Origin of the sequence: Aeromicrobium jepli (genome assembly GCF_047246605.1) — a bacterium.
Classification (GTDB): Bacteria; Actinomycetota; Actinomycetes; order Propionibacteriales; family Nocardioidaceae; genus Aeromicrobium.
Genome location: NZ_JBFOKO010000012.1, coordinates 13,736 through 33,976, shown reverse-complemented (window position 1 = coordinate 33,976; position 20,241 = coordinate 13,736). Strand labels below are relative to the sequence as shown.

20 protein-coding genes are annotated in these 20,241 nt (G+C 71.1%); 6 read left to right on the top strand and 14 right to left on the bottom strand.

Features of this window, described 5'->3' with window-relative positions; all coding sequences use genetic code 11:
• The first annotated feature begins 5 nt into the window (after positions 1-5).
• Entirely contained in the window at positions 6-1,493 is a 1,488-nt protein-coding gene (locus AB3M81_RS17090; protein WP_412905135.1) for an APC family permease, read from the top strand.
• Positions 1,490-2,422: a universal stress protein gene (locus AB3M81_RS17085; protein ID WP_412905134.1), complete on the top strand. Its 933-nt coding sequence runs from the start codon at positions 1,490-1,492 to the stop codon at positions 2,420-2,422. Before AB3M81_RS17090 ends, AB3M81_RS17085 begins: the two co-directional genes overlap by 4 nt.
• 64 nt (positions 2,423-2,486) lie before the next feature.
• Here AB3M81_RS17085 and ilvC read toward each other — a convergent pair whose 3' ends face one another.
• The 9 genes from ilvC to AB3M81_RS17040 form a co-directional block, all read right to left on the bottom strand.
• The gene (gene ilvC, locus AB3M81_RS17080; protein WP_412905133.1) at positions 2,487-3,512 is read right to left on the bottom strand and encodes a ketol-acid reductoisomerase; all 1,026 of its coding nucleotides are present in this window, start codon (positions 3,510-3,512) and stop codon (positions 2,487-2,489) included.
• Between the two features lie 72 nt (positions 3,513-3,584).
• Positions 3,585-4,115 (bottom strand): acetolactate synthase small subunit, encoded by a 531-nt coding sequence (gene ilvN, locus AB3M81_RS17075; RefSeq protein ID WP_412905132.1) that lies wholly within the window; start codon positions 4,113-4,115, stop codon positions 3,585-3,587.
• Positions 4,115-5,890: an acetolactate synthase large subunit gene (locus AB3M81_RS17070; RefSeq protein ID WP_412905131.1), complete on the bottom strand. Its 1,776-nt coding sequence runs from the start codon at positions 5,888-5,890 to the stop codon at positions 4,115-4,117. The genes ilvN and AB3M81_RS17070 overlap by 1 nt, the downstream gene beginning before the upstream one ends.
• Positions 5,891-6,136: 246 nt before the next feature.
• On the bottom strand, positions 6,137-6,577 hold the full coding sequence (locus AB3M81_RS17065; protein ID WP_412905130.1) for a GNAT family N-acetyltransferase: 441 nt from the start codon (positions 6,575-6,577) through the stop codon (positions 6,137-6,139).
• 294 nt (positions 6,578-6,871) lie between these two features.
• The gene (locus AB3M81_RS17060) at positions 6,872-8,299 is read right to left on the bottom strand and encodes an SDR family NAD(P)-dependent oxidoreductase (RefSeq protein WP_412905129.1); all 1,428 of its coding nucleotides are present in this window, start codon (positions 8,297-8,299) and stop codon (positions 6,872-6,874) included.
• A 171-nt stretch (positions 8,300-8,470) separates the two neighbouring features.
• On the bottom strand, positions 8,471-10,165 hold the full coding sequence (gene ilvD / locus AB3M81_RS17055) for a dihydroxy-acid dehydratase (RefSeq protein WP_412905128.1): 1,695 nt from the start codon (positions 10,163-10,165) through the stop codon (positions 8,471-8,473).
• A gap of 42 nt (positions 10,166-10,207) precedes the next feature.
• Complete coding sequence (locus tag AB3M81_RS17050; protein ID WP_412905127.1) at positions 10,208-10,891, bottom strand: hypothetical protein; 684 nt, start codon at positions 10,889-10,891, stop codon at positions 10,208-10,210.
• Positions 10,891-11,511 carry a SatD family protein gene (locus AB3M81_RS17045; protein WP_412905164.1) on the bottom strand — a complete coding sequence of 207 codons (621 nt, stop codon included), beginning with the start codon at positions 11,509-11,511 and terminating at the stop codon, positions 10,891-10,893. The genes AB3M81_RS17050 and AB3M81_RS17045 overlap by 1 nt, the downstream gene beginning before the upstream one ends.
• Positions 11,512-11,563: 52 nt before the next feature.
• Entirely contained in the window at positions 11,564-12,559 is a 996-nt protein-coding gene (locus AB3M81_RS17040) for a patatin-like phospholipase family protein (RefSeq protein WP_412905126.1), read from the bottom strand.
• Positions 12,560-12,698: 139 nt separating this feature from the next.
• Here AB3M81_RS17040 and AB3M81_RS17035 point away from each other — a divergent pair, with 139 nt between their 5' ends.
• From AB3M81_RS17035 to AB3M81_RS17020, 4 genes are read left to right on the top strand one after another with little or no spacing between them, the layout of a single operon-like run.
• Entirely contained in the window at positions 12,699-13,259 is a 561-nt protein-coding gene (locus tag AB3M81_RS17035) for a hypothetical protein (RefSeq protein WP_412905125.1), read from the top strand.
• Between the two features lie 59 nt (positions 13,260-13,318).
• Positions 13,319-13,687 carry a hypothetical protein gene (locus tag AB3M81_RS17030; protein WP_412905124.1) on the top strand — a complete coding sequence of 123 codons (369 nt, stop codon included), beginning with the start codon at positions 13,319-13,321 and terminating at the stop codon, positions 13,685-13,687.
• Positions 13,688-13,736: 49 nt separating this feature from the next.
• The gene (locus AB3M81_RS17025; protein WP_412905123.1) at positions 13,737-15,317 is read left to right on the top strand and encodes a Na+/H+ antiporter; all 1,581 of its coding nucleotides are present in this window, start codon (positions 13,737-13,739) and stop codon (positions 15,315-15,317) included.
• Between the two features lie 46 nt (positions 15,318-15,363).
• The gene (locus tag AB3M81_RS17020) at positions 15,364-16,011 is read left to right on the top strand and encodes a hypothetical protein (RefSeq protein WP_412905122.1); all 648 of its coding nucleotides are present in this window, start codon (positions 15,364-15,366) and stop codon (positions 16,009-16,011) included.
• 7 nt (positions 16,012-16,018) lie between these two features.
• Here AB3M81_RS17020 and AB3M81_RS17015 read toward each other — a convergent pair whose 3' ends face one another.
• The 5 genes from AB3M81_RS17015 to gatC form a co-directional block, all read right to left on the bottom strand.
• A complete protein-coding gene (locus AB3M81_RS17015) occupies positions 16,019-16,501 on the bottom strand; it encodes a pyridoxamine 5'-phosphate oxidase family protein (RefSeq protein WP_412905121.1) in 483 nt (160 codons plus the stop codon).
• Between the two features lie 46 nt (positions 16,502-16,547).
• Positions 16,548-16,841 carry a DUF1540 domain-containing protein gene (locus tag AB3M81_RS17010; protein WP_412905120.1) on the bottom strand — a complete coding sequence of 98 codons (294 nt, stop codon included), beginning with the start codon at positions 16,839-16,841 and terminating at the stop codon, positions 16,548-16,550.
• A gap of 85 nt (positions 16,842-16,926) precedes the next feature.
• Positions 16,927-18,429 (bottom strand): Asp-tRNA(Asn)/Glu-tRNA(Gln) amidotransferase subunit GatB, encoded by a 1,503-nt coding sequence (gene gatB / locus AB3M81_RS17005; protein WP_412905119.1) that lies wholly within the window; start codon positions 18,427-18,429, stop codon positions 16,927-16,929.
• Entirely contained in the window at positions 18,426-19,931 is a 1,506-nt protein-coding gene (gatA, locus tag AB3M81_RS17000; RefSeq protein WP_412905118.1) for an Asp-tRNA(Asn)/Glu-tRNA(Gln) amidotransferase subunit GatA, read from the bottom strand. Before gatA ends, gatB begins: the two co-directional genes overlap by 4 nt.
• Positions 19,928-20,230 (bottom strand): Asp-tRNA(Asn)/Glu-tRNA(Gln) amidotransferase subunit GatC, encoded by a 303-nt coding sequence (gene gatC / locus AB3M81_RS16995; RefSeq protein WP_412905117.1) that lies wholly within the window; start codon positions 20,228-20,230, stop codon positions 19,928-19,930. Before gatC ends, gatA begins: the two co-directional genes overlap by 4 nt.
• Between the last annotated feature and the right edge of the window lie 11 nt (positions 20,231-20,241).

The following is a 20,241-nucleotide window of genomic DNA, read 5'->3' as shown; positions in this document are numbered from 1 at the left end:
GCGTCATGGACCTGCTGCGCAAGAAGGACGTCGAGGACGTCATCCACCAGAACGACGACGAGGGCCCCGACGCCGAGCACGCCACCGGCCTGCGCAAGAACCTCTCGGCGATCGACCTGATCGGGTTCGGCATCGGCATCGTGATCGGCACGGGCATCTTCACCCTCACGGGCCTGCAGGCGCGCGACAACGCGGGTCCCGCCGTCACGATCTCGTTCCTCATCGCCGGCGTCGTCGCCCTGCTCGCGGCCCTGTGCTACGCCGAGCTCGCCTCGGCCGTGCCCACGGCCGGCAGCTCGTACACCTACAGCTACACGACGATCGGCGAGATCTTCGCCTGGATCATCGCGTGGGACCTGATCCTGGAGTTCGCGCTCGGCGCGGCCGTCGTGGCGCGCGGCTGGTCCGGCTACGTCGCCGGCGTGTTCGACCTGCCCGAGAAGTGGTTCGCCGAGGAGGGCTCCGTCGTCAACGTCGGCGCCATCGCGATCACCCTGGTGCTGGGCTGGGTCGCGATGCGCGGCATCCGCGAGTCCGCGTGGGTCACGAACGGCCTCGTCGTCATCAAGGTCGTCGTGTGCATCTTCGTGATCGCGGTGGGCGCGTTCTACGTCAAGACCTCCAACTGGGTGCCGTTCATCCCCGAGTCCAAGGCGCCCGAGGAGGGCGCCGTCGCCAGCGGCCTGCACGCGCCGCTGTGGCAGGCGCTCACCGGCATCGAGCCGGCCACGTACGGCATCGCGGGCGTGTTCGTCGCGGCCGCCGTGGTGTTCTTCGCCTACTCCGGCTTCGAGGCGGTCGCCAACCTCGGCGAGGAGACCAAGAACCCCAAGCGCGACATGCCGATGGGCCTGCTCGGCACGCTCGCGATCTGCACGATCCTCTACGTCGGCGTGTGCCTCGTCATGACCGGCATGGTCCACTACTCGAAGCTCTCCGAGGGCGACGCGGTCGCCGACGTCTTCGACCAGGTCGGCGTCGAGTGGGCCGGCATCCTCATCGGCATCGCGGCCGTGGCGGGCCTGACCTCGGTCATCCTCGTGGACCTCGTCGCCATGGGCCGCATCGGCTTCGCGCTCGCCCGTGACGGCCTGCTGCCGCCGATCTTCCGCCGCATCCACCCGACGTGGGGCACGCCCGTGCTGATGACCGCCCTGACGATCACCGCCGTGGCCCTGCTCGCCGGCTTCGTCCCGATCTCGGTCCTGGCCGAGATGGTCAGCATCGGCACCCTGTTCGCGTTCGTCGTCGTCGCGATCGCCGTGATCGTCCTGCGCCGCACCTCGCCGGACATGAACCGCCCGTTCCGCGCTCCCCTGGTCCCGCTGCTGCCGATCCTGACGGTCGGCGCGTGCCTGGGCCTCATGGCCAGCCTCGCGGTCGACACGTGGCTGCGGTTCATCGTGTGGCTGCTGCTCGGCTTCATCGTCTACTTCGCCTACGGCTACAAGCACTCGCGGCTCAACACGGCCGCGGCGAAGGAGGCGGCGTGAGCATCGTCGTCGGCTTCGGCAGCGACACGCGCAGCACGTCCGCGCTCGACCTCGCCTCGGAGATCGCGCACACGACAGGCGAGGACATCGTGCTCGTGAGCGTCGTGCAGGACAGCTGGGACTCGCTGCGCGACTTCGCGGGCGTGGACGACGAGTGGCGCCGCCAGGTCCGCACGCAGGCGGGCGAGGCGCTCGCCGAGGCGCGCGAGCACCTCGGCAACGAGCACCGCGTCGTGACCCGCGCGCGGACGGCGCGGTCCGTGCCGCAGTCGCTGCTCGAGGAGGTCCGCGAGAACCGGGCGAAGCTCGTCGTCGCCGGCTCCGCCTCGCACGGGGCGCTCGGCCGCATCGCGTTCGGCAGCACGAACGACCGCCTCGCGCACAGCTCGGAGACGCCGGTCGCGATCGCGCCGCGTGGCTACACGGCGCACCCGAACGGCATCGAGCGGCTCGTCGTGGCCGTCGACCCGACCTCGTCGGACGAGGCGCTGGCCCAGCCCGTCGCCGACCTCGCGTCCTGGCTGGGCGTCCCCGTCGAGATCGTCACGTTCGCCGTCCGCAGCGGGTCGCGCAGCGCGATGGCGACGTTCGCCGACCAGGGCGTGCGGCAGGCGTGGGCCGAGTTGGTCCACGAGCACCAGGTGCGGCTCGCGAAGCGCATCGGCGAGCTCTCCCCCGACACCGAGGTGAGCACGGTGCAGATCAGCACCGGCGAGCGCTGGTCGCTCGCGCTGGACTCCTACGGCTGGCGCGGCGGGGACCTGCTCGCGGTCGGCTCCAGCCAGCACGGCCCGGTCGCACGCGTCTTCGTGGGCTCGACGGCCACGCGCATCGTCAACCACAGCCCCGTCCCGGTGGTGCTGCTCCCCCGCCCCGCTCCGCTGAAGTCCCCGCGCGCACCCCGGGCGAGGCGGCCCCGCAAACGCTGAACGCGGCGCCCCGCGCGACCCGGAGGGGTCGGTGGGACGCCGCGCTCGGCGTGGGTGCGTCGCGTCAGCGAGCGGCGCTGCCCTCGGTGTAGTCGTCGTCGGCCTGCTTCCACGAGAAGTGGGCGCGCAGCGTCTTGCCGGTGGCCTCGATCGGGTGACCGGCCTCCTTCTCGCGCAGCTCGAGGAACTCCTTGCCGCCGTTGTCCTGGTCGGAGATGAAGCGCTCGGCGAACGCACCGCTCTGGATGTCCGCGAGGACCTCCTGCATGCGCTGCTTCACGCCCGCGTCGATCACGCGCGGGCCGGAGACGTAGTCGCCGTACTCGGCGGTGTCCGAGATGCTCCAGCGCTGCTTGGCGATGCCGCCCTCCCACATGAGGTCGACGATGAGCTTGAGCTCGTGCAGGACCTCGAAGTAGGCGATCTCGGGCTGGTAGCCGGCCTCGGTGAGCACCTCGAAGCCCGCCTGGACCAGGTGCGACATGCCGCCGCACAGGACGGCCTGCTCGCCGAAGAGGTCCGTCTCGGTCTCCTCGGTGAAGGTGGTCTTGATGACGCCGGCGCGCGTGCCGCCGATGCCCTTCGCGTACGAGAGCGCGAGGTCCCAGGCCTGGCCCGAGGCGTCCTGCTCGACCGCGATGATGTCCGGGATGCCGCGGCCCGCGACGTACTCGCGGCGCACCGTGTGGCCCGGGGCCTTCGGGGCGACCATGATGACGTCAATGCCCTCGGCCGGCTTGATGTAGCCGAAGCGGATGTTGAAGCCGTGGCCGAACACGAGGGTGTCGCCGGCAGCGAGGTTCGGGGCGATCGACTCGGCGTAGACGTGGCGCTGGACCTGGTCGGGCGTGAGGATGACGATGACGTCGGCCTCCTCGACGGCCTCGGCGACGGGCAGGACGCGCAGGCCCTCGGCCTCGGCCTTCGCCACGCTCTTGCTGCCCTCGGCCAGACCGATGCGGACGTCGACGCCCGAGTCGCGCAGGTTGAGCGCGTGGGCGTGGCCCTGGCTGCCGTAGCCGATCACGGCCACGTTCTTGCCCTGGATCAGGGACAGGTCGGCGTCGTCGTCGTAGAAGAGTTCAGCCACGATTCTCGGTTCTCCTTGGTTGGTGGTTCGGGGGGCGCAGGCGTGCGCCGGCGCGATACGTGAGGGTTCGGGTCAGCCCGCGGCGGTGCCGGGGACGGTGCGCAGCGTGCGATCGGTGATGGAGCGCGAGCCACGACCGATCGCGACGCGACCGGACTGGGCGATCTCGCGGATGCCGAAGGGCTCGAGCACGTTGAGCATCGCGGTGAGCTTGCCGGCGTCGCCGGTGGCCTCGATCGTGACCGAGTCCTGCGCGACGTCGACGACCTTGGCGCGGAACAGCTGCACGGTCTCGAGCACCTGGCCGCGGGTCGCGCCGTCGGCCTTGACCTTGATCAGCATGAGCTCGCGCTCGACCGCGCTGCCGGAGTCGAGCTCGACGATCTTGAGCACGTTGACCAGCTTGTTGAGCTGCTTGGTCACCTGCTCCAGCGGGAGCTCCTCGACGTTGACGACGATCGTCATGCGCGAGATCTCGGGGATCTCGGTGGGACCGACGGCGAGCGAGTCGATGTTGAAGCCGCGCCGCATGAACAGGCTCGAGACGCGGGCCAGGACGCCCGGGGTGTTCTCGACCAGGACGCTGAGGGTGTGCTGAGGCATCAGAGGTCTTCCTCTTCCCAGTCGGGGGCCAGATCGCGGGCGATCTTGATGTCGTCGTTGCTGGTGCCGGCGGCGACCATCGGCCAGACCATCGCGTCGCGCTCGACGACGAAGTCGATGACGACCGGGACGTCGTTGATGCTCATGGCCTTGGCGATGACGTCGTCGAGCTCGTCCTCGCTCTCGCAGCGCAGGCCGACGCAGCCGTAGGCCTCGGCGAGCTTGACGAAGTCGGGGATGCGGCGAGCGCCGATGGACTCGGGGCCCGTGTGCAGGTCGGTGTTGGAGTAGCGGCCCTCGTAGAACAGGGTCTGCCACTGGCGCACCATGCCCAGGGACGAGTTGTTGATGACGGCGACCTTGACCGGGATGCCCTCGAGCGCGCACGTGGCGAGCTCCTGGTTGGTCATCTGGAAGCAGCCGTCGCCGTCGATGGCCCACACGACGCGGTCGGGCTCGCCGACCTTGGCGCCCATCGCCGCGGGAACGGCGTAGCCCATCGTGCCGGCGCCGCCGGAGTTGAGCCACTGGCGCGGGCGCTCGAAGTCGACGAAGTGCGTGGCCCACATCTGGTGCTGGCCGACGCCCGAGGCGTAGACGGCCTCGGGACCGGCGATGGCGCTGAGCCGCTCGATCACGGTCTGCGGCGCCAGGCCGGACTCGGGCTTGTCGTACGCGACGGGGAACTTGTCCTTGACGCCGAGGATGTACTGACGCCACGCGGTGTAGTCGCCCTCGAGCCCGTCCTCGTCGGACTGCTTGCGCAGCGCGCGGATCAGGTCGGCGATGACCTCGCGGGCGTCGCCCACGATCGGCACGTCGGCGGTGCGGTTCTTGCTGATCTCGGCCGGGTCGATGTCGGCGTGGATCACCTTGGCGCCGGGCGCGAAGGTGGGCAGGTCGCCCGTGACGCGGTCGTCGAAGCGCGCGCCGAGCGTGATCAGCAGGTCCGACTTCTGCAGGCCGGCGACCGCCGCGACGGTGCCGTGCATGCCGGGCATGCCCAGGTGCAGCTCGTGCGAGTCGGGGAACGCGCCGCGCGCCATGAGCGTCGTGACGACGGGGATCTGCGTCAGCTCGGCGAGCATCTTCAGCTCGGCCGCGGCGTCGGCCTTGATGACGCCGCCGCCGACGTAGAGGATCGGGCGCTCGGCCTCGGCGATGAGGCGGGCGGCCTCGCGCACCTGCTTGTTGTGCGGGCGCGTGGTCGGCCGGTAGCCGGGCAGCGCGAGCTCGTGCGGCCACTGGAACGTCGTGGCAGCCTGCAGCGCGTCCTTGGCGATGTCGACCAGGACCGGACCGGGGCGGCCCGTCGAGGCGATGTGGAACGCCTCGGCGACGACCCGCGGGATCTCGGCCGGGTCGGTCACGAGGAAGCTGTGCTTGGTGATGGGCATCGTGATGCCGCGGATGTCCGCCTCCTGGAAGGCGTCCGAGCCGATGACCGTGCTGGAGACCTGGCCCGTGACGGCCACGATCGGCACCGAGTCGAGGTAGGCGTCGGCGATCGCGGTGACCAGGTTGGTGGCGCCGGGACCCGAGGTGGCCATGCAGACGCCGACCTTGCCGGTCACCATCGCGTAGCCCTGGGCGGCGTGGCCCGCGCCCTGCTCGTGACGGACGAGCACGTGGCGGATCGACGAGTCGAACAGCGGGTCGTAGGCCGGCAGGATCGCGCCGCCCGGGATGCCGAAGATGACCTCTACCCCGGCCTGTTCCAGCGATCGGACGAGGCTCTGCGCCCCGGTCATCGTCTCCGGTGCCGTCTCGGTCATCTCCGTACCCGTCTTGTCGGCCGGCCTCGCCGTCGTGGCCGGTGCTCGGTTCCCCATCGTATTCCCTGCCTGTCGTGGTGGATTCATCGCATGAAAAAACCCCCGGCCATGAGGCGACGAGGGCGGGACGCGCGGCGTGGGCCGGCGCGTCAGCGAATTACGAGAAGCAGCGTGTGCATGACACCAGTGTGCTTCGCCGGACGCGAGTGGTCAAGTTGTGAGATTCCGTGTCCAGTATCCGGACGGTCAGGTCGTCACGGCGAGGGCGCTCTCGGGCAGGTCCCGGTCCGCGAACACGAGGCGCGTGCCGCCGGGAACCTCCTTGTCCGGGCCGCGCCAGACCTCGCGCAGTCCGCAGCGCTCGGCCGTGCGGCGCGAGGCGGCGTTGTGGTCCAGCAGGTACGCGACGACCGGGACGTCGGGCCCGACCTCGGCCGCGGCGTCGAGCGCTGCCCGGACGACCTCGGTGGCGTAGCCGTGTCCCTGGTGCTCGACGGCGATCCGGTAGTAGACGTTCCACACGCGGTCGTCCACGAGCCGCACTCCGCCGATGCCGACGAACGCGTCGTCCTCACGGCGGCGGAGCGTCCAGTAGCCCAGCCCCGCCTCCCAGTCGGGGCGTAGCGCTCGAGGTCGTGCGCCATGCGGCTCACGTCGGTGTAGACCCCGGAGGGCAGGTGCCGCCACAGGCGAGGGTCGGCGTGCAGCGCGTACTGCTCGGCCAGGTCGGTCGCCGCGACCGCGCGCAGGTCGAGCCGCTCGGTCGTCACGTGCGTGAAGTCGGTCATCCACTCCCCCGTCTCGGACGGTGATCTCGATACAGCGTCTCGCAAGCTCGCCCCCACTTGATCATCGGCACCGCACTCTCCTGGTCGAGTGCGTCGCAGGCGCAAACCAGAGGGCGAGCGAAGCGAGCCAGGCGGGCCCGGAGATTCGCTCAGCGAATCGCCGGGAGTGAGCGCGAGGAACGAGCGCGCCCGCCTACCACGGGAAGGGCTCGAAGTCCTTCAGGAAGACGCCGTGCAGGTCGACGCCGGCCTCGCCCTGGACGATCGGGTCGTAGACGCGGGCGGCGCCGTCGACGAGGTCGAGCGGAGCCTTGAAGCCCTCCTCGGCGAGGCGCTTCTTGGTGACGTGCGGGCGCTCGTCGGTGATCCAGCCGGTGTCGACGGCGGTCATCAGGATGCCGTCGCTCTCGAACATCTCGCGTGCGCTCGTGCGGGTGAGCATGTTGAGCGCGGCCTTCGCCATGTTGGTGTGCGGGTGGCCGGGACCCTTGTACCCGCGCGAGAACTGGCCCTCCATCGCCGAGACGTTGACGACGTACTTGCGGCGCGCCGCCGAGGCGGCCATGGCGGGACGCAGGCGGCTCACGAGGATGAACGGGGCGACGCTGTTGCACAGCTGGACCTCGAGCAGCTCGAGCGCGTCGACCTGGCCGACGTGCTGGACCCAGCTGTTGGTGTCGACGAGGTCGGGCAGCAGTCCCCCCGCGTCGATCCGCTCGAGGTCGGCCGAGCCGGCCTCCAGCGCGAGCGAGGTGAGCTCCTCGGCGGTGACGGCGTCGCCGGCGAGCGCGGGGTGCGAGGCGACCGATCCGACGAGCGCGGCGGGGTGGGCGTCGCTCGTGTGGCCGAACGTGACCAGCTCGGGCGTGAAGCCCTCGGGCAGCGGCTGGGCCTCGGCGTCGGCGATCGCCTGGTACGCGCCGGGCTGGCGCTTGACCGTCTGGGCGGCGTTGTTGATGAGGATGTCGAGCGGGCCGGCGGCGGCGACCTCGTCGGCGAGGCCGATGACCTGGGCCGGGTCGCGCAGGTCGATGCCGACGATCTTGAGCCGGTCGATCCAGTCGGCGCTGTCCGGCTGCGCCGTGAAGCGGCGGACGGCGTCGCGCGGGAAGCGCGTGGTGATGGTCAGGTGGGCGCCGTCGCGCAGCAGGCGCAGCGCGATGTACATGCCGATCTTGGCCCGGCCGCCGGTCAGCAGGGCGCGCTTGCCGGTGAGGTCGGTGCGGGCATCGCGCTTCGCGTGGCTCTTGGCGGCGCACGCCGGGCACAGCTGGTGGTAGAACGCGTCGACCACCGTGTACTTGTCCTTGCAGATGTAGCAGCCGCGCGGGACGGTCAGCACGCCCGCCGTGGCGCCCTTGGCGTTCGAGACGAGCGGGATGCCGGCGGTCTCGTCGTCGATGCGGCGCGGCGAGCCGGTGGCGGTGAGGGCGACGACCTGACGGTCGGCCTCGTTGACGGCGTCGCGCTTGGCCTTGCGGCGCTGCTTCTTGACGTCCTTGTAGAACTTGCCGCAGGCGCGGCGCAGGGCCACGTACGCCTCGTCCTCATCGCCGAGGTGCTGCGCCTCGCCGAGCACCTTGAGGGCGATCGCGAGCTCGTCGTCGGTGAAGTTCGGCACCGAGCGATTCTACGTGGCCGTCCCACGAGGCCGTCGTGCCACCAGTCGGACGTGATCTCGACACACCGTCTCGCTGCGCTCGCCGCACTCGATCACCGGGTGGATCCGGTGGTCGAGTGCCCCGCGAGGAACGAGCGGGGTGTATCGAGACCACGCCCGGTCGACGGCGAATCAGCCCGTGACGGCGCCGTGCGCGGCCGAGCTGACGAGCTTGCGGTACTTCGCGAGGACACCGGTCGTGTACTTGGGCGGGTTGGGCTCCCAGCCCTCCTGGCGGCGGGCCAGCTCGTCCTCGTCGATCTCGACGTCGAGGCGCTTGTTGGCCACGTCGAGCGTGATCGGGTCGCCGTCGCGGACGAACGCGATGGGGCCGCCGTCGACGGCCTCGGGGGCGACGTGGCCGACGCACAGGCCGGTGGTGCCGCCGGAGAAGCGGCCGTCGGTCAGCAGCAGGACGTCCTTGCCCAGGCCGGCGCCCTTGATGGCGCCGGTGATGGCGAGCATCTCGCGCATGCCGGGGCCGCCCTTCGGGCCCTCGTAGCGGATGACGACGACGTCGCCGGCGCCGATCGTTCCGTCCTCGAGGGCGTCCATGGCGGCGCGCTCGCCGTCGAAGACGCGGGCGGTGCCGGTGAAGACGGACTCGTCGAAGCCGGCGCTCTTGACGACAGCGCCCTCCGGAGCGAGAGAGCCGTGCAGGATCGTCAGGCCGCCGGTCTTGTGGATCGGCTTGTCGAGGGGGCGGATGACGTCGCCGTCCAGGCCCAGGTCGATGTGCTCGAGGTTCTCGGCCATCGTCTTGCCGGTCACGGTCATGACGTCGCCGTGCATGAGGCCCGCGTCGAGCAGCGCCTTCATGATGACGGGGATGCCGCCGACCTTGTCGACGTCGTTCATGACGTAGCGGCCGAAGGGCTTGAGGTCGCCCAGGTGCGGCACCTTGTCGCCGACGCGGGTGAAGTCGTCGAGGGTCAGCGGGACGCCGGCCTCGCGGGCGATGGCCAGCAGGTGCAGGACCGCGTTGGTGGAGCCGCCGAGCGCCATGACGACGGTGATGGCGTTCTCGAAGGCCTCGAGCGTCATGATGTCGCGCGCCGTGATGCCCTTGCGGAGCAGCTCGACGACGGCCTCGCCGGACTTCTTGGCGAAGTCGTCGCGGCGGCGGTCGGGGGCCGGCGGGGCGGCCGAGCCGGGCAGGCTCATGCCGAGCGCCTCGGCGGCCGACGCCATCGTGTTGGCGGTGTACATGCCGCCGCAGGCGCCCTCGCCGGGGCAGATCGCGCGCTCGATGCGGTCGACCTCCTCACGAGTGATGAGGCCTCGCATGCAGGCGCCGACGGCCTCGAAGGCGTCGATGATCGTGACGTCCTTGCCGTCGACGTTGCCGGGCATGATCGAGCCGGCGTAGAGGAAGACGCTGGACAGGTCCAGGCGCGCGGCCGCCATGAGCATGCCCGGCAGGGACTTGTCGCAGCCGGCCAGCAGGACGGAGCCGTCGAGGCGCTCGGCCATCATGACGGTCTCGACGGAGTCGGCGATGACCTCGCGGCTGACGAGCGAGAAGTGCATGCCCTCGTGGCCCATGCTGATGCCGTCGGAGACGCTGATGGTGCCGAACTCGAGCGGGTAGCCGCCACCGGCGTGCACGCCCTCCTTGACGGCCTTGGCGAGGCGGTCGAGCGAGAGGTTGCAGGGGGTGATCTCGTTCCAGCTGGACGCGACACCGATCTGGGGCTTCTCCCAGTCGTCGTCACCCATGCCGACGGCACGGAGCATGCCACGGGCGGCGGTCTTCTCCAGACCGTCCGTGACGTCGCGGCTGCGCGGCTTGATGTCGATCTTGTCGGTGTCGGGGGTCTCGGCCATGAGGGAATCGTACGACCGGCACAAGGACGGATCGTCGCCCGGTCAGAACAGCGGGACGAGCGCCAGCGCGAGGAACCAGCTGACGAAGCTGCCGACCAGGACGTACTCGGCGCGCGAGCCGTCGCCCTCGTCCTTGGAGATCTCGGGGAATCGCAGGATGCCCTTGGCGGCGAGGATCGCGGCCACTCCCCCGTAGTTGCCGCCGATCGCGAAGGCGAACACCATGACGCGCTCGAGCGGTCCGATGACGCGGCCACCCTTGAGCCGGCGCTCCTCGGCGAGCAGCCCGCGGGCGACGCGGTCGAGGACCTCGCGGACGATCGCGTTGGCGGGGCCGACGAGCGCGACGGCGGTGACGATCGCGAGGACGAACTCGTCGAGGCCGACGTCGAACAGGCCGGGGATGCCCAGGTCCTCGTACCAGTCGAGCAGCGGCGGGCGCTCGCGCTCGATGAGCGGGGAGGCGATCAACGCGAGGGCGCCGGCGACGCCGCAGACGACCATGCCGGGCACGCGCCACGAGGGCAGGGTGCGGGCGCTGGCCCACCACAGGCCGACGATCGCCGGCAGCCAGCCGGCGCCGGGTCCGTAGCCGAGGCCGTGCGCGGCGAGCACGACGACGCCGACGATGGCGAGGACCTCGGCCACGACGACCCAGATCGTGTCGATGTGGCGCAGGTGCTCGGCGAGGCAGATGGCGAGCAGGACGAGGGCGAGCAGGGCCATCAGCGCACCAGCTCGAGTCCGTCGACGACGGTCAGGGCTCCGCTGCGGCGCAGCGACTGGGAGACGGCGGAGGCGGAGATGCCCTCGGCGGCGGCGAGCTCGCGCTGGGTGCGGCCTCGCAGCAGGCCGAGGACGAGGCGCCGCTGACGGCCGTCGAATCCGCTGACCAGATGGTCGCGGGCCATCACGTACGCGTTCACGGTTCCCCCTTCGTGGACCCAGGTCCGCAGACCCGTCTGGCGCGCCGCGCGCCGCTCGGCCTCGCCGATCGCGTCGCGCGCGTTCCACCAGGCCGGTCCGTCCTGCGTGAGACCGTACTCGGAGCGACCGACGACTTCGACGACCCCGCGCCCGATGCCCACGCGCGCGTCCATCCCCTCGGGCAGGGACAGCCTGACGACGAGGGCCGACAGCAGCGCGTCGGCGAGCGACTCGTGGGTGGACTGGAACTCGTCGCCGATCGTGGGAGCCGGGGACTGCAGGGCGGGCGCGAGCTCCGCGGCGGTCCTGAGCGCCTCGACGAGCGCGTCCTGGGCGGCGGCGCGCGAGGGCGCCTGCCGGGAGGCGACGAGGTCGCCGATCACGGCGACGCACTCGCGAGGTTCAGCCGAGGGCTTCATGTCCACGAAATGAAGTATATGACTTTATTTCGACGAAGTGAAGCGATGACCTTCACTTGATGGTCTGGTGCGAGCCGACCGGCCCGGACGGATTCTTGGCAATCCACTTCGTCGCGGCGCGGTGTCCTGCCTCGAACAGGCTCGTGCGCTGATCGGGCGTGAGGTCGAAGTCGGTCCAGCGGACGCCCTTGGGCTTGGCGAAGATGCTGCGGTCGAGCGAGCTCGGGTCGCTGACGTGCCGGACCTGGGTCGAGTCCACCGTGGTCTTGATCAGATTCTCCATGAGGGAGATGGGCGAGGTGACCGGCGTGGCCTTGGCCCGCTCCCCCGCGGGCGAGCTGAGCCGGACCCCGAGCGTGGGCCATCGGCTGGGAAGGCCGTCGGTGCGGTCGAAGATCTCGATCGGGTAGCTGCGCAGCATCGAGCCGTCGGCGAGCGTGAGCTTGCCGAACTGCGAGTTCACCTTCACCGGCTCGAACAGGAACGGGATCGCGGCCGAGGCCCGCACCGCCCGCGCGACCGGGTACTCGTCGGGGTCCCGCCCGTGCGCGCGCAGGTCCCACGGCAGGAACATCGCCCGCTGGCGCGACAGGTCGGTCGCGGTGACGACGAGCCGGTAGGAGTCGCCGTCCGGCAGCGAGCTGCCCGGGTCGGGGAACACGAGGTCGCCGAACGTGCTGACGCCGAGGTCCTTCAGGACGCCACGCACCCACTGGTCGAGCTGCTTGCCCGGATGGGCGCCGAGGTGGAACAGCACGCCCCACAGGTCGGCGGCCCGCGTCGACCACTTCAGGAACCTCGCCCCCGGACGCCGGTCGAGGAACGACATGTAGTCGATCGTGCGCATGATGTCGTCGACCCGGCTGAACGGCTCGTTCGCGTGCTGCATCGCCGCCATGATCGCCCCGACCATCGCACCGGCCGAGGACCCGCCGATCCGCGCGAACGTGTAGCCGTTCTCGACCAGTGCCGTGGCCGCGCCGACGAGGGCGATGCCCTTGACTCCCCCGCCCTCCAGGACGAGGTCGACCGTGCGCTTGTCATCCACGCTTCGACTCTAGGGCGTGCGGCTCGAGGCGGCCGGGGACCGCTGGGCGTGCAGGTTCGGGCAGCGTCATCCCGCCGCGTACCGGTCGGACACTCCCACGCGGCCGAGTGACGGAATCCGGGACGGAAGCGTCCGGTCGATGGACACTGGGGTCATGTTCTTCGGCGCGGGCGCTGCGGCGGGAGCTGCCGGGGGCATCCACTTCGACTTCGAGCGCGGCACCTTCTTCGAGGTCGATGCCGAGGGAACGCTCCACATCCGCAGCGATGACAGGTCTTTCGCGCTCGACCCGACCGGTGACGCCATCGCGCCGATGCCGGCGCGCGCCGAGCCGGAGCTGTGGGCCTGGTGGAACGCCAGCGCGTCCTGCTGCAGCGTCGGAGTCCTGATGCTCATGGCGACCTCGCTCGGGCTCGACGGCGGCTGGTCATCCAAGGGGCAGGTCGTGGCGCTCGCCGCCACCGTTCTCGCAGCAACCGCGTGGGCCGTGGCATCCGTGAAGATCTGGCGACGCGCTCGCGAGACGCGCCCCGGCCGGGACGCAGCTCTCGTCGCCGTCAGAGCCGTGACCGGCTTGCCCCTGTCACCGCGCGAGGCACGCCGGTTCGTCTCCGCGACCCAGCACTACGTCGTCACCGCCGACGGAACGGCGTGGGCGGTCCACGACGGCTCCGTCTACCGAGGCCGGCAGACGACGTGACATCGATGAGAACATCGCGATCTGCCTCCTGACCCGCCAGGTACGGGGACACTTCTCTCGTGACCGTCGCCGCCGCCGTCCTCGCCACACTCGTCCTGCTCGCCATCTCCGCCGTGCAGATCGCGGCGGCGGCGGGGCGTCCTGTCGGCCGGTTCGTGTGGGGCGGTCAGCATGACGTGCTCCCCCGTGGTCTGCGCATCGGCAGCGCCGTCTCGGTCGTGCTGTATGCCGTCATGGCGACGGTACTCATCGTGCGAGCCACGGGGCGGGGCGGCGCGCTCGGCGTGATCGCCTGGGTGCTCGTCGGCTACTTCACACTGGGCATCGTCGTGAACGCCATCTCGCGCAGCCGGCCGGAGCGCGCCGTCATGACCCCCGCCTGCGCCGTGCTGGCCGGGTGCTCGTTGCTGGTGGCGCTGGAGGCCTGAAGGCTGGAACCAAGCGCGGTCCCCTCAGGTCCTGCGCCAAGATTGACCCGTGCTCGGACTCGAGATGGTCGTCCTGCTGGGACTCGCGCTGGTGGTGTGCGGTGCGCTCGCCAGCCGCTACCCGATCGCCCCGGCGATCCTGCTGGTCCTCTCCGGCGTGCTCATCGGCTTCATCCCGCACCTCGGGAGCACCGGCCTGCCTCCTGAGGTCGTGCTGCTCGTCTTCCTGCCGGCGATCCTCTACTGGGAGAGCCTGACGACCTCCCTGCGGGAGATCCACAACAACCTGCGCGTGGTCGTCCTGACCAGCACCGTGCTGGTGTTCGTGACCGCCGGTGCCGTCGCCGTGACCGCTCACGAGCTCGGGATGCAGTGGGGCCCGGCCTGGGTGCTCGGCGCGGCGCTCGCGCCCACGGACGCCACCGCGGTGGGCGTCCTGGCACGCAACCTCCCCCGCCGCACGGTCACCACGCTGCGGGCCGAGAGCCTCATCAACGACGGCACGGCGCTGGTGCTCTACGGCCTCGCGGTCGGGGTGACGGTCGGCGAGGAGCAGCTCACCGGCTGGCACGTCACGTGGCTCGTCGTGCTCTCGTACGGCGGCGGCATCCTGGCCGGCGGGCTGGTCGGCCTGCTCAGCTGGCAGGTCCGGCGCCGCATGGACGACCCGATGCTCGAGGGCATCGCGATGCTGGTGACGCCGTTCGCCGCGTTCCTCGCCGCCGAGGCCGTCGAGGCGTCCGGCGTGCTCGCCGTCGTCTCGTGCGGCCTGTTCATCAGCCAGGTCGCACCGCGCATCACCAACGCCGCCACCCGGCACCTCGTCACGCCGTTCTGGTCGCTCTCCACGACCGTCCTGAGCAGTGCGCTGTTCGTCCTGATCGGCATCTCGGCGCACTCGGCGTTCCGCGCGCTCTCCAGCACCACGCTGCTCGAGGCGCTCGCCGACATCCTCGTGGTGACCGCCGTCGTGATCGGCGTCCGGTGGCTGTGGACCTACACCACGCCCTACGTCATCCGCGCGATCGACCGCCGCCCCGTCCAACGCGAGCGCCGGGTCAGCGCCCGCCAGCGCACCGTGAACGCGACGGCCGGCTTCCGTGGCGCGATCTCGCTCGCCGCGGTGCTCGCCGTCCCGCACGAGGTCGAGTCCGGCGCGCCATTCCCGGACCGCGACCTCATCATCGTGATCGCCTCCGGGGTGATCGTCCTGACGCTCCTGCAGGCGCTCGTGCTGCCGGCCGTGGTCCGGTTCGCGCGACTGCCGGCCGACGAGTCCGTCGCCGAGGAGATCCAGCTGGCCGAGGAGGTCTCCCTCGATGCCGCCATCGAGGCCATCGACGAGACCGCGAGCGAGCTCGGCGTCAGCGACCGGGTGACCGATCGCGTCCGGCGCGAGCTCGACAAGCAGCGCAAGCTGCTGGCCGCGAACGGCTCCGACGGCGACCCGTTCGTCCAGCACGACGGCGAGTACACGAGCCTCTCGCTCGCGCTCATCGCCCGACGGCGCGAGGCGATCCTGCAGTTGCGCGACGAGCGCCGCATCGACGACATCGTGCTGCGCCAGGTCCAGGCACGGCTCGACATCGAGGAGATCCGCTTCTCCCGCGCCGGGCCCACCACCGAGTGACGACCCCGACTTCGCCCCGACCACCCGGACCGACCCGAGGAGTGCCGTGTTCAACCGCCGCCTGTCGGACTTCCGGCGCGAGCTCATCGACGACCAGATCGTCGAGAGCTTCGTGCTGCTCGCGAAGGTGCCCCATCGCAGGGAGGCGGAGCGCGACTACTTGGAGCAGCGCTGGGCCGACGTGAGCGCGCAGGTGGACTTCGACGACCTCGTGCAGCACCGTCGCGACCCGGTCGTCAGGCGGGCGGACGCCGAGATCGTGGAGGATGCCCGCGCACGCACCCGTGAGGAGCGCTCGCGCGACCACCGCCTCTACGAGGAGCTCGGCTGGGCGCTCGGCACGCTCGTGTGGAACGCGCGCAGGCAGGCCGAGTGGGGTCCCGGGGAGCTCGAGGCAGCGGTCGAGGACGTCGTATCGGGACGCGCGACCGCGGACGAGCTGGTCGCCCGGACGCGCGACTTCCCGGTGCTGCTGACGTACGTGATCCGCTACACGATGCACCTGCCGCACGCGCACGAGATCCTCGACGCGCGCACCGCCCTCGCCGTCGATCCCGGCGTACCCCGCCTCGCGGAGCGCACCCCCGCGCGCGGCCCGGAGTGGGCGGCGGCCCTGCTCTCGGGGCTGGCCAAGGACCGTGCGCTGCGCGGCGTCCCGCCCACGGAGACCACGGTCCTCGGCAACGCCGACTGAGCCCGACTCAGAGCCGGACGGTGCCGCTGTCGCCGAGGTCCGGCTGCGCGTCGGTGACGAGGCCCTTCACGAACTGGAAGGCGCCCTTGGCCTTGTTCGGGGACTCCCAGTACTCGGCCGTGGTCGCGTCGATGCGCAGCGCCACGTTGTCGGGGTCCTCTGGACCGCCGGACATGAACGCGCCGGACGACGCGTCCCACAGGTCCTTGACCTTGAGCCGGTCGTCGACCACTTGGGCGGTGCCGGCGACCGAGAGCCAGCCCGAGTCACTGGAATACGCGACGTTGACCCGCGGGTCGGCCACCAGCGCCTGCACCTTCTCGCTGCTGCGCTGGGTGAGGAACCAGAGCGTGCCCGGCTCGTCGAAGTCCTGGGTGCCCATCGGCGTGGACACCAGGGCGCCCTCCTGCGAGACGTAGGTGAGCACCGCGATGCGCGTCTCACGCATGATCGTGGCGACGGTCTGGAGCTGCTCGTCGTGGTGAGTCATGCTTCGACCCTCGCACCGAGCGGGGACACTCGCCTCCCGGAGAGGGTCAGGCGACCTCGTACGTCAGGCAGTCCGCCGGGTCGGCGCCCGGGCCGACGCGGATCGAGTCCGCGTGGCACTCGAGGTGGTCGTTGTGCGTGCAGTCCGTGCGGTGGCACGCGCCGACCATCGCCGTCGCCGTCGGCAGGCCACCGGAGACGCTGATGTCGATGAACGTCGCGCAGCCCGCCTCCGCGCCGCCCATGATGTTGATCGCGCCGGCGTGGCACTCGTGATCGGCGTTGTAGGAGCAGCCTTCGACCGCACAGTCGTGGACGGGTGGCAGTTGCGTGATCGCCATGATGGCCTCCATCGGTGGTCCTGCTCCGACGGTACGACGATGCCCCCGCACTGAGGGAAGACTCAGTACGGGGGCAATCGGTCGGTCAGGAGAGCTTCTCGAGGATGAGCTCGCGCACGCGGCCGGCGTCGGCCTGGCCGCGCATCTCCTTCATGACGAAGCCGATCAGCGCGCCGGCCGCGGCGACCTTGCCGTCGCGGATCTTCTGCGCCGCGTCGGGGTCGTTCGCGATCGCGCGATCGACCGCGTCGCCGAGGGCGCCGTCGTCGGACACGACCTCGAGCCCGCGGGCGGCCACGACCGCCTCGGGGTCGCCCTCGCCGGCCAGCACGCCCTCGAACACCTGGCGGGCCAGCTTGTCGTTGATGCGCTTGGCGTCGATCAGGCCCTGGATCTGCGCGACCTGCGCGGGCGTGATCGCCAGCGAGGTCAGGTCGGTGCCCTGCTCGTTGGCCGTGCGGGCGAGCTCGCCGAGCCACCACTTCTTCGCGGCCTGCGGCGTGGCACCCGCCCCGACCGTCTGGACGACGAGGTCCAGCGCTCCCGCGCCGACCGTGTCGCGCATGTCGAGGTCGCTGAAGCCCCACTCCGCCTGGAGGCGCTTGCGGCGCTCGGCCGGGGGCTCGGGCAGCGTGCCGCGCAGCTCCTCGACCCACTCGCGGGACGGGGCGACGGGGGCCAGGTCCGGCTCGGGGAAGTAGCGGTAGTCGTCGGCGTCCGACTTGGGCCGGCCCGAGGACGTGGTGCCGTCGGACTCGTGGAAGTGGCGCGTCTCCTGCAGCACCGTGCCGCCCGCGTCGAGGATGCCGGCGTGGCGGCTGATCTCGTAGCGCACCGCGCGCTCGACCGAGCGGAACGAGTTGACGTTCTTGGTCTCGGAGCGGATGCCGAACTTGTCAGCGCCGTGCGGCTTGAGCGACAGGTTGACGTCGGCACGCATCGAGCCCTGGTCCATGCGGGCGTCGGACACGCCCAGCGCGACCATGAGGTCGCGGACCTGGTTGACGAACGCGCGGGCCACCGCCGGCGCCTTGTCGCCGGGGACCTCGATCGTGCGGGTGACGATCTCGATCAGCGGGATGCCTGCGCGGTTGTAGTCGAGCAGCGAGTGCTCGGCGCCGTGGATGCGGCCCGTGCTGCCGCCCACGTGCAGCGACTTGCCGGTGTCCTCCTCCATGTGCGCGCGCTCGATCTCGATCCGGTACGTCTCGCCCTCGACGTCGACATCGATCCAGCCGTTGAACGCGATCGGCTCGTCGTACTGCGACGTCTGGAAGTTCTTCGGCATGTCCGGGTAGAAGTAGTTCTTCCGCGCGAACCGGCACCACTCGGCGATCTCGCAGTTGAGCGCGAGGCCCATGCGGATCGCGGACTCGACGGCCTTGGCGTTGACGACCGGCAGCGCGCCGGGCAGGCCCAGGCACACCGGGCACACCTGCGTGTTCGGCTCGGCGCCGAACGTGGTGGGGCAGCCGCAGAACATCTTCGTCGCGGTGTTGAGCTCGACGTGGATCTCCAGGCCCATGACGGGCTGGTACCGGGTGAGGGCGTCCTCGAACGGGACGAGCTTCGTGGCGGTGGTGCTCATCGGGCGACCTCCAGCTCGGGTGCCTGTGCGGCGAAGGGGCGGCCGTCGCGCTCGGCGACGAGCCGCTCGACGGCGGCGGCGGCGTTGTACAGACGGTCGTCGGCCATGGCCGGGGCGAGGAACTGCAGACCCACGGGCAGGCCGTCGGACAGGCCGATCGGCAGCGAGATGCCGGGCACGCCGGCGAGGTTCGCCGGGATCGTGGCGATGTCCTGCGCGTACATGGCCAGCGGGTCGTCGAGCTTCTCCCCCAGCGGCCACGCCACGGTGGGCGACGTCGGCGAGGCGAGCACGTCGACCTGCTCGAACGCGGCCTCGAAGTCGCGCGCGATGAGCGTGCGGACCTTCTGGGCCGAGCCGTAGTAGGCGTCGTAGTAGCCGCTGGACAGCGCGTACGTGCCCAGGATGATGCGGCGCTTGACCTCGTCGCCGAAGCCGGCGTCGCGCGAGGCCGCCATGACCTGCTCGGCGCTGGGATCGGCGACGCCCTCGGGCGAGACTCGCAGGCCGTACCGCATGGCGTCGAACTTGGCCAGGTTGCTGGAGACCTCGCTCGGCATGACGAGGTAGTACGCGGCGAGTCCGTGCTCGAAGCTGGGGCACGAGATCTCGACGATCTCGGCACCGGCCTTGGCGAGCATCTCGAGGGACTCGTCGAAGCGTTGGCGCACGCCGGGCTGGAAGCCCTCGCCGTGCAGCTCCCGCACGACGCCGATGCGCAGGCCGTCGACGTCGCCGCGGCGCGCGGCCTCGACGACCGGCGGGACCGGCACGTCGAGGCTGGTGGAGTCGCGCGGGTCGTGACCGGCCATGACCTCGTGCAGCAGCGCCGCGTCGAGGACGGTGCGGGTGACCGGACCGGCCTGGTCGAGGCTGCTGGCCATCGCGACGAGACCGTAGCGCGAGACGCCGCCGTACGTGGGCTTCACGCCGACGGTTCCGGTGACGGCGCCGGGCTGGCGGATCGAGCCGCCCGTGTCGGTGCCGACCGCGAGCGGGGCCTCGAACGCGGCGACCGCGGCAGCGGAGCCGCCACCGGACCCGCCGGGGATGCGGTCCGTGTCCCACGGGTTGCGCGTGGGGCCGTACGCCGAGTGCTCGGTGGACGAGCCCATCGCGAACTCGTCCATGTTGGTCTTGCCCAGGATGGGCAGGCCGGCCGCCTTGAGCTTGCTGACGACGGTGGCGTCGTACGGCGGGACCCAGCCCTCAAGCATCCTCGAGCCGCACGTGGTGGGCAGGCCCGTGGTGGTCAGGACGTCCTTCACGGCGATCGGCACGCCGGCCAGCGCGTGCAGCGACTCGCCCGCCTCGCGGCGGCGGTCGACGTCAGCGGCCGTGGCGAGCGCACCCTCGGCGTCCACGTGCAGGTACGCGTGGATGCGGCCGTCGACGGCCTCGATGCGGTCGAGGTGCTGCTGCGTGACCTCGACCGAGGTGGTCGAGCCGTCGGCGAGCGCCGCGGCGAGGTCGGCCGCGGTCGAACGGGTCAGGTCGCTCATTCTTCTCCCAGGATCTTGGGCACGAGGAAGCGCTGCTCCTCGCTGGCAGGGGCACCGGCGAGCGCCTCGTCGGGCGTCAGGCTCGGCGTCACCTCGTCGGGGCGGAACACGTTGGTGACCGGCACGGGGTGGCTCATGGCGGGGACGTCGTCGCCGGCGGCCTGCTGGACGACCTGGACGTAGTCGAGGATCGCGGGCAGCTCGGCACCCAGGCGATCGAGCTCGGCGTCGGACAGGTCGATGCGGGCCAGGCTCGCCAGGTGGGCGACGTCGTCGCGGGAGATCTCGGGTGACGACATGGATTTCATCC

Coding starts and splice junctions, on each gene's coding strand:
- AB3M81_RS17090 (WP_412905135.1), top strand. CDS start 6: ATGGACCTGCTGCGCAAGAAGGACGTCGAGGACGTCATCCACCAGAAC.
- ilvN (WP_412905132.1), bottom strand. CDS start 4,115: ATGCCTCAGCACACCCTCAGCGTCCTGGTCGAGAACACCCCGGGCGTC.
- AB3M81_RS17070 (WP_412905131.1), bottom strand. CDS start 5,890: ATGACCGAGACGGCACCGGAGACGATGACCGGGGCGCAGAGCCTCGTC.
- ilvD (WP_412905128.1), bottom strand. CDS start 10,165: ATGGCCGAGACCCCCGACACCGACAAGATCGACATCAAGCCGCGCAGC.
- AB3M81_RS17050 (WP_412905127.1), bottom strand. CDS start 10,891: ATGGCCCTGCTCGCCCTCGTCCTGCTCGCCATCTGCCTCGCCGAGCAC.
- AB3M81_RS17045 (WP_412905164.1), bottom strand. CDS start 11,511: ATGAAGCCCTCGGCTGAACCTCGCGAGTGCGTCGCCGTGATCGGCGAC.
- AB3M81_RS17035 (WP_412905125.1), top strand. CDS start 12,699: ATGGACACTGGGGTCATGTTCTTCGGCGCGGGCGCTGCGGCGGGAGCT.
- AB3M81_RS17015 (WP_412905121.1), bottom strand. CDS start 16,501: ATGACTCACCACGACGAGCAGCTCCAGACCGTCGCCACGATCATGCGT.
- AB3M81_RS17010 (WP_412905120.1), bottom strand. CDS start 16,841: ATGGCGATCACGCAACTGCCACCCGTCCACGACTGTGCGGTCGAAGGC.
- gatB (WP_412905119.1), bottom strand. CDS start 18,429: ATGAGCACCACCGCCACGAAGCTCGTCCCGTTCGAGGACGCCCTCACC.
- gatA (WP_412905118.1), bottom strand. CDS start 19,931: ATGAGCGACCTGACCCGTTCGACCGCGGCCGACCTCGCCGCGGCGCTC.
- gatC (WP_412905117.1), bottom strand. CDS start 20,230: ATGTCGTCACCCGAGATCTCCCGCGACGACGTCGCCCACCTGGCGAGC.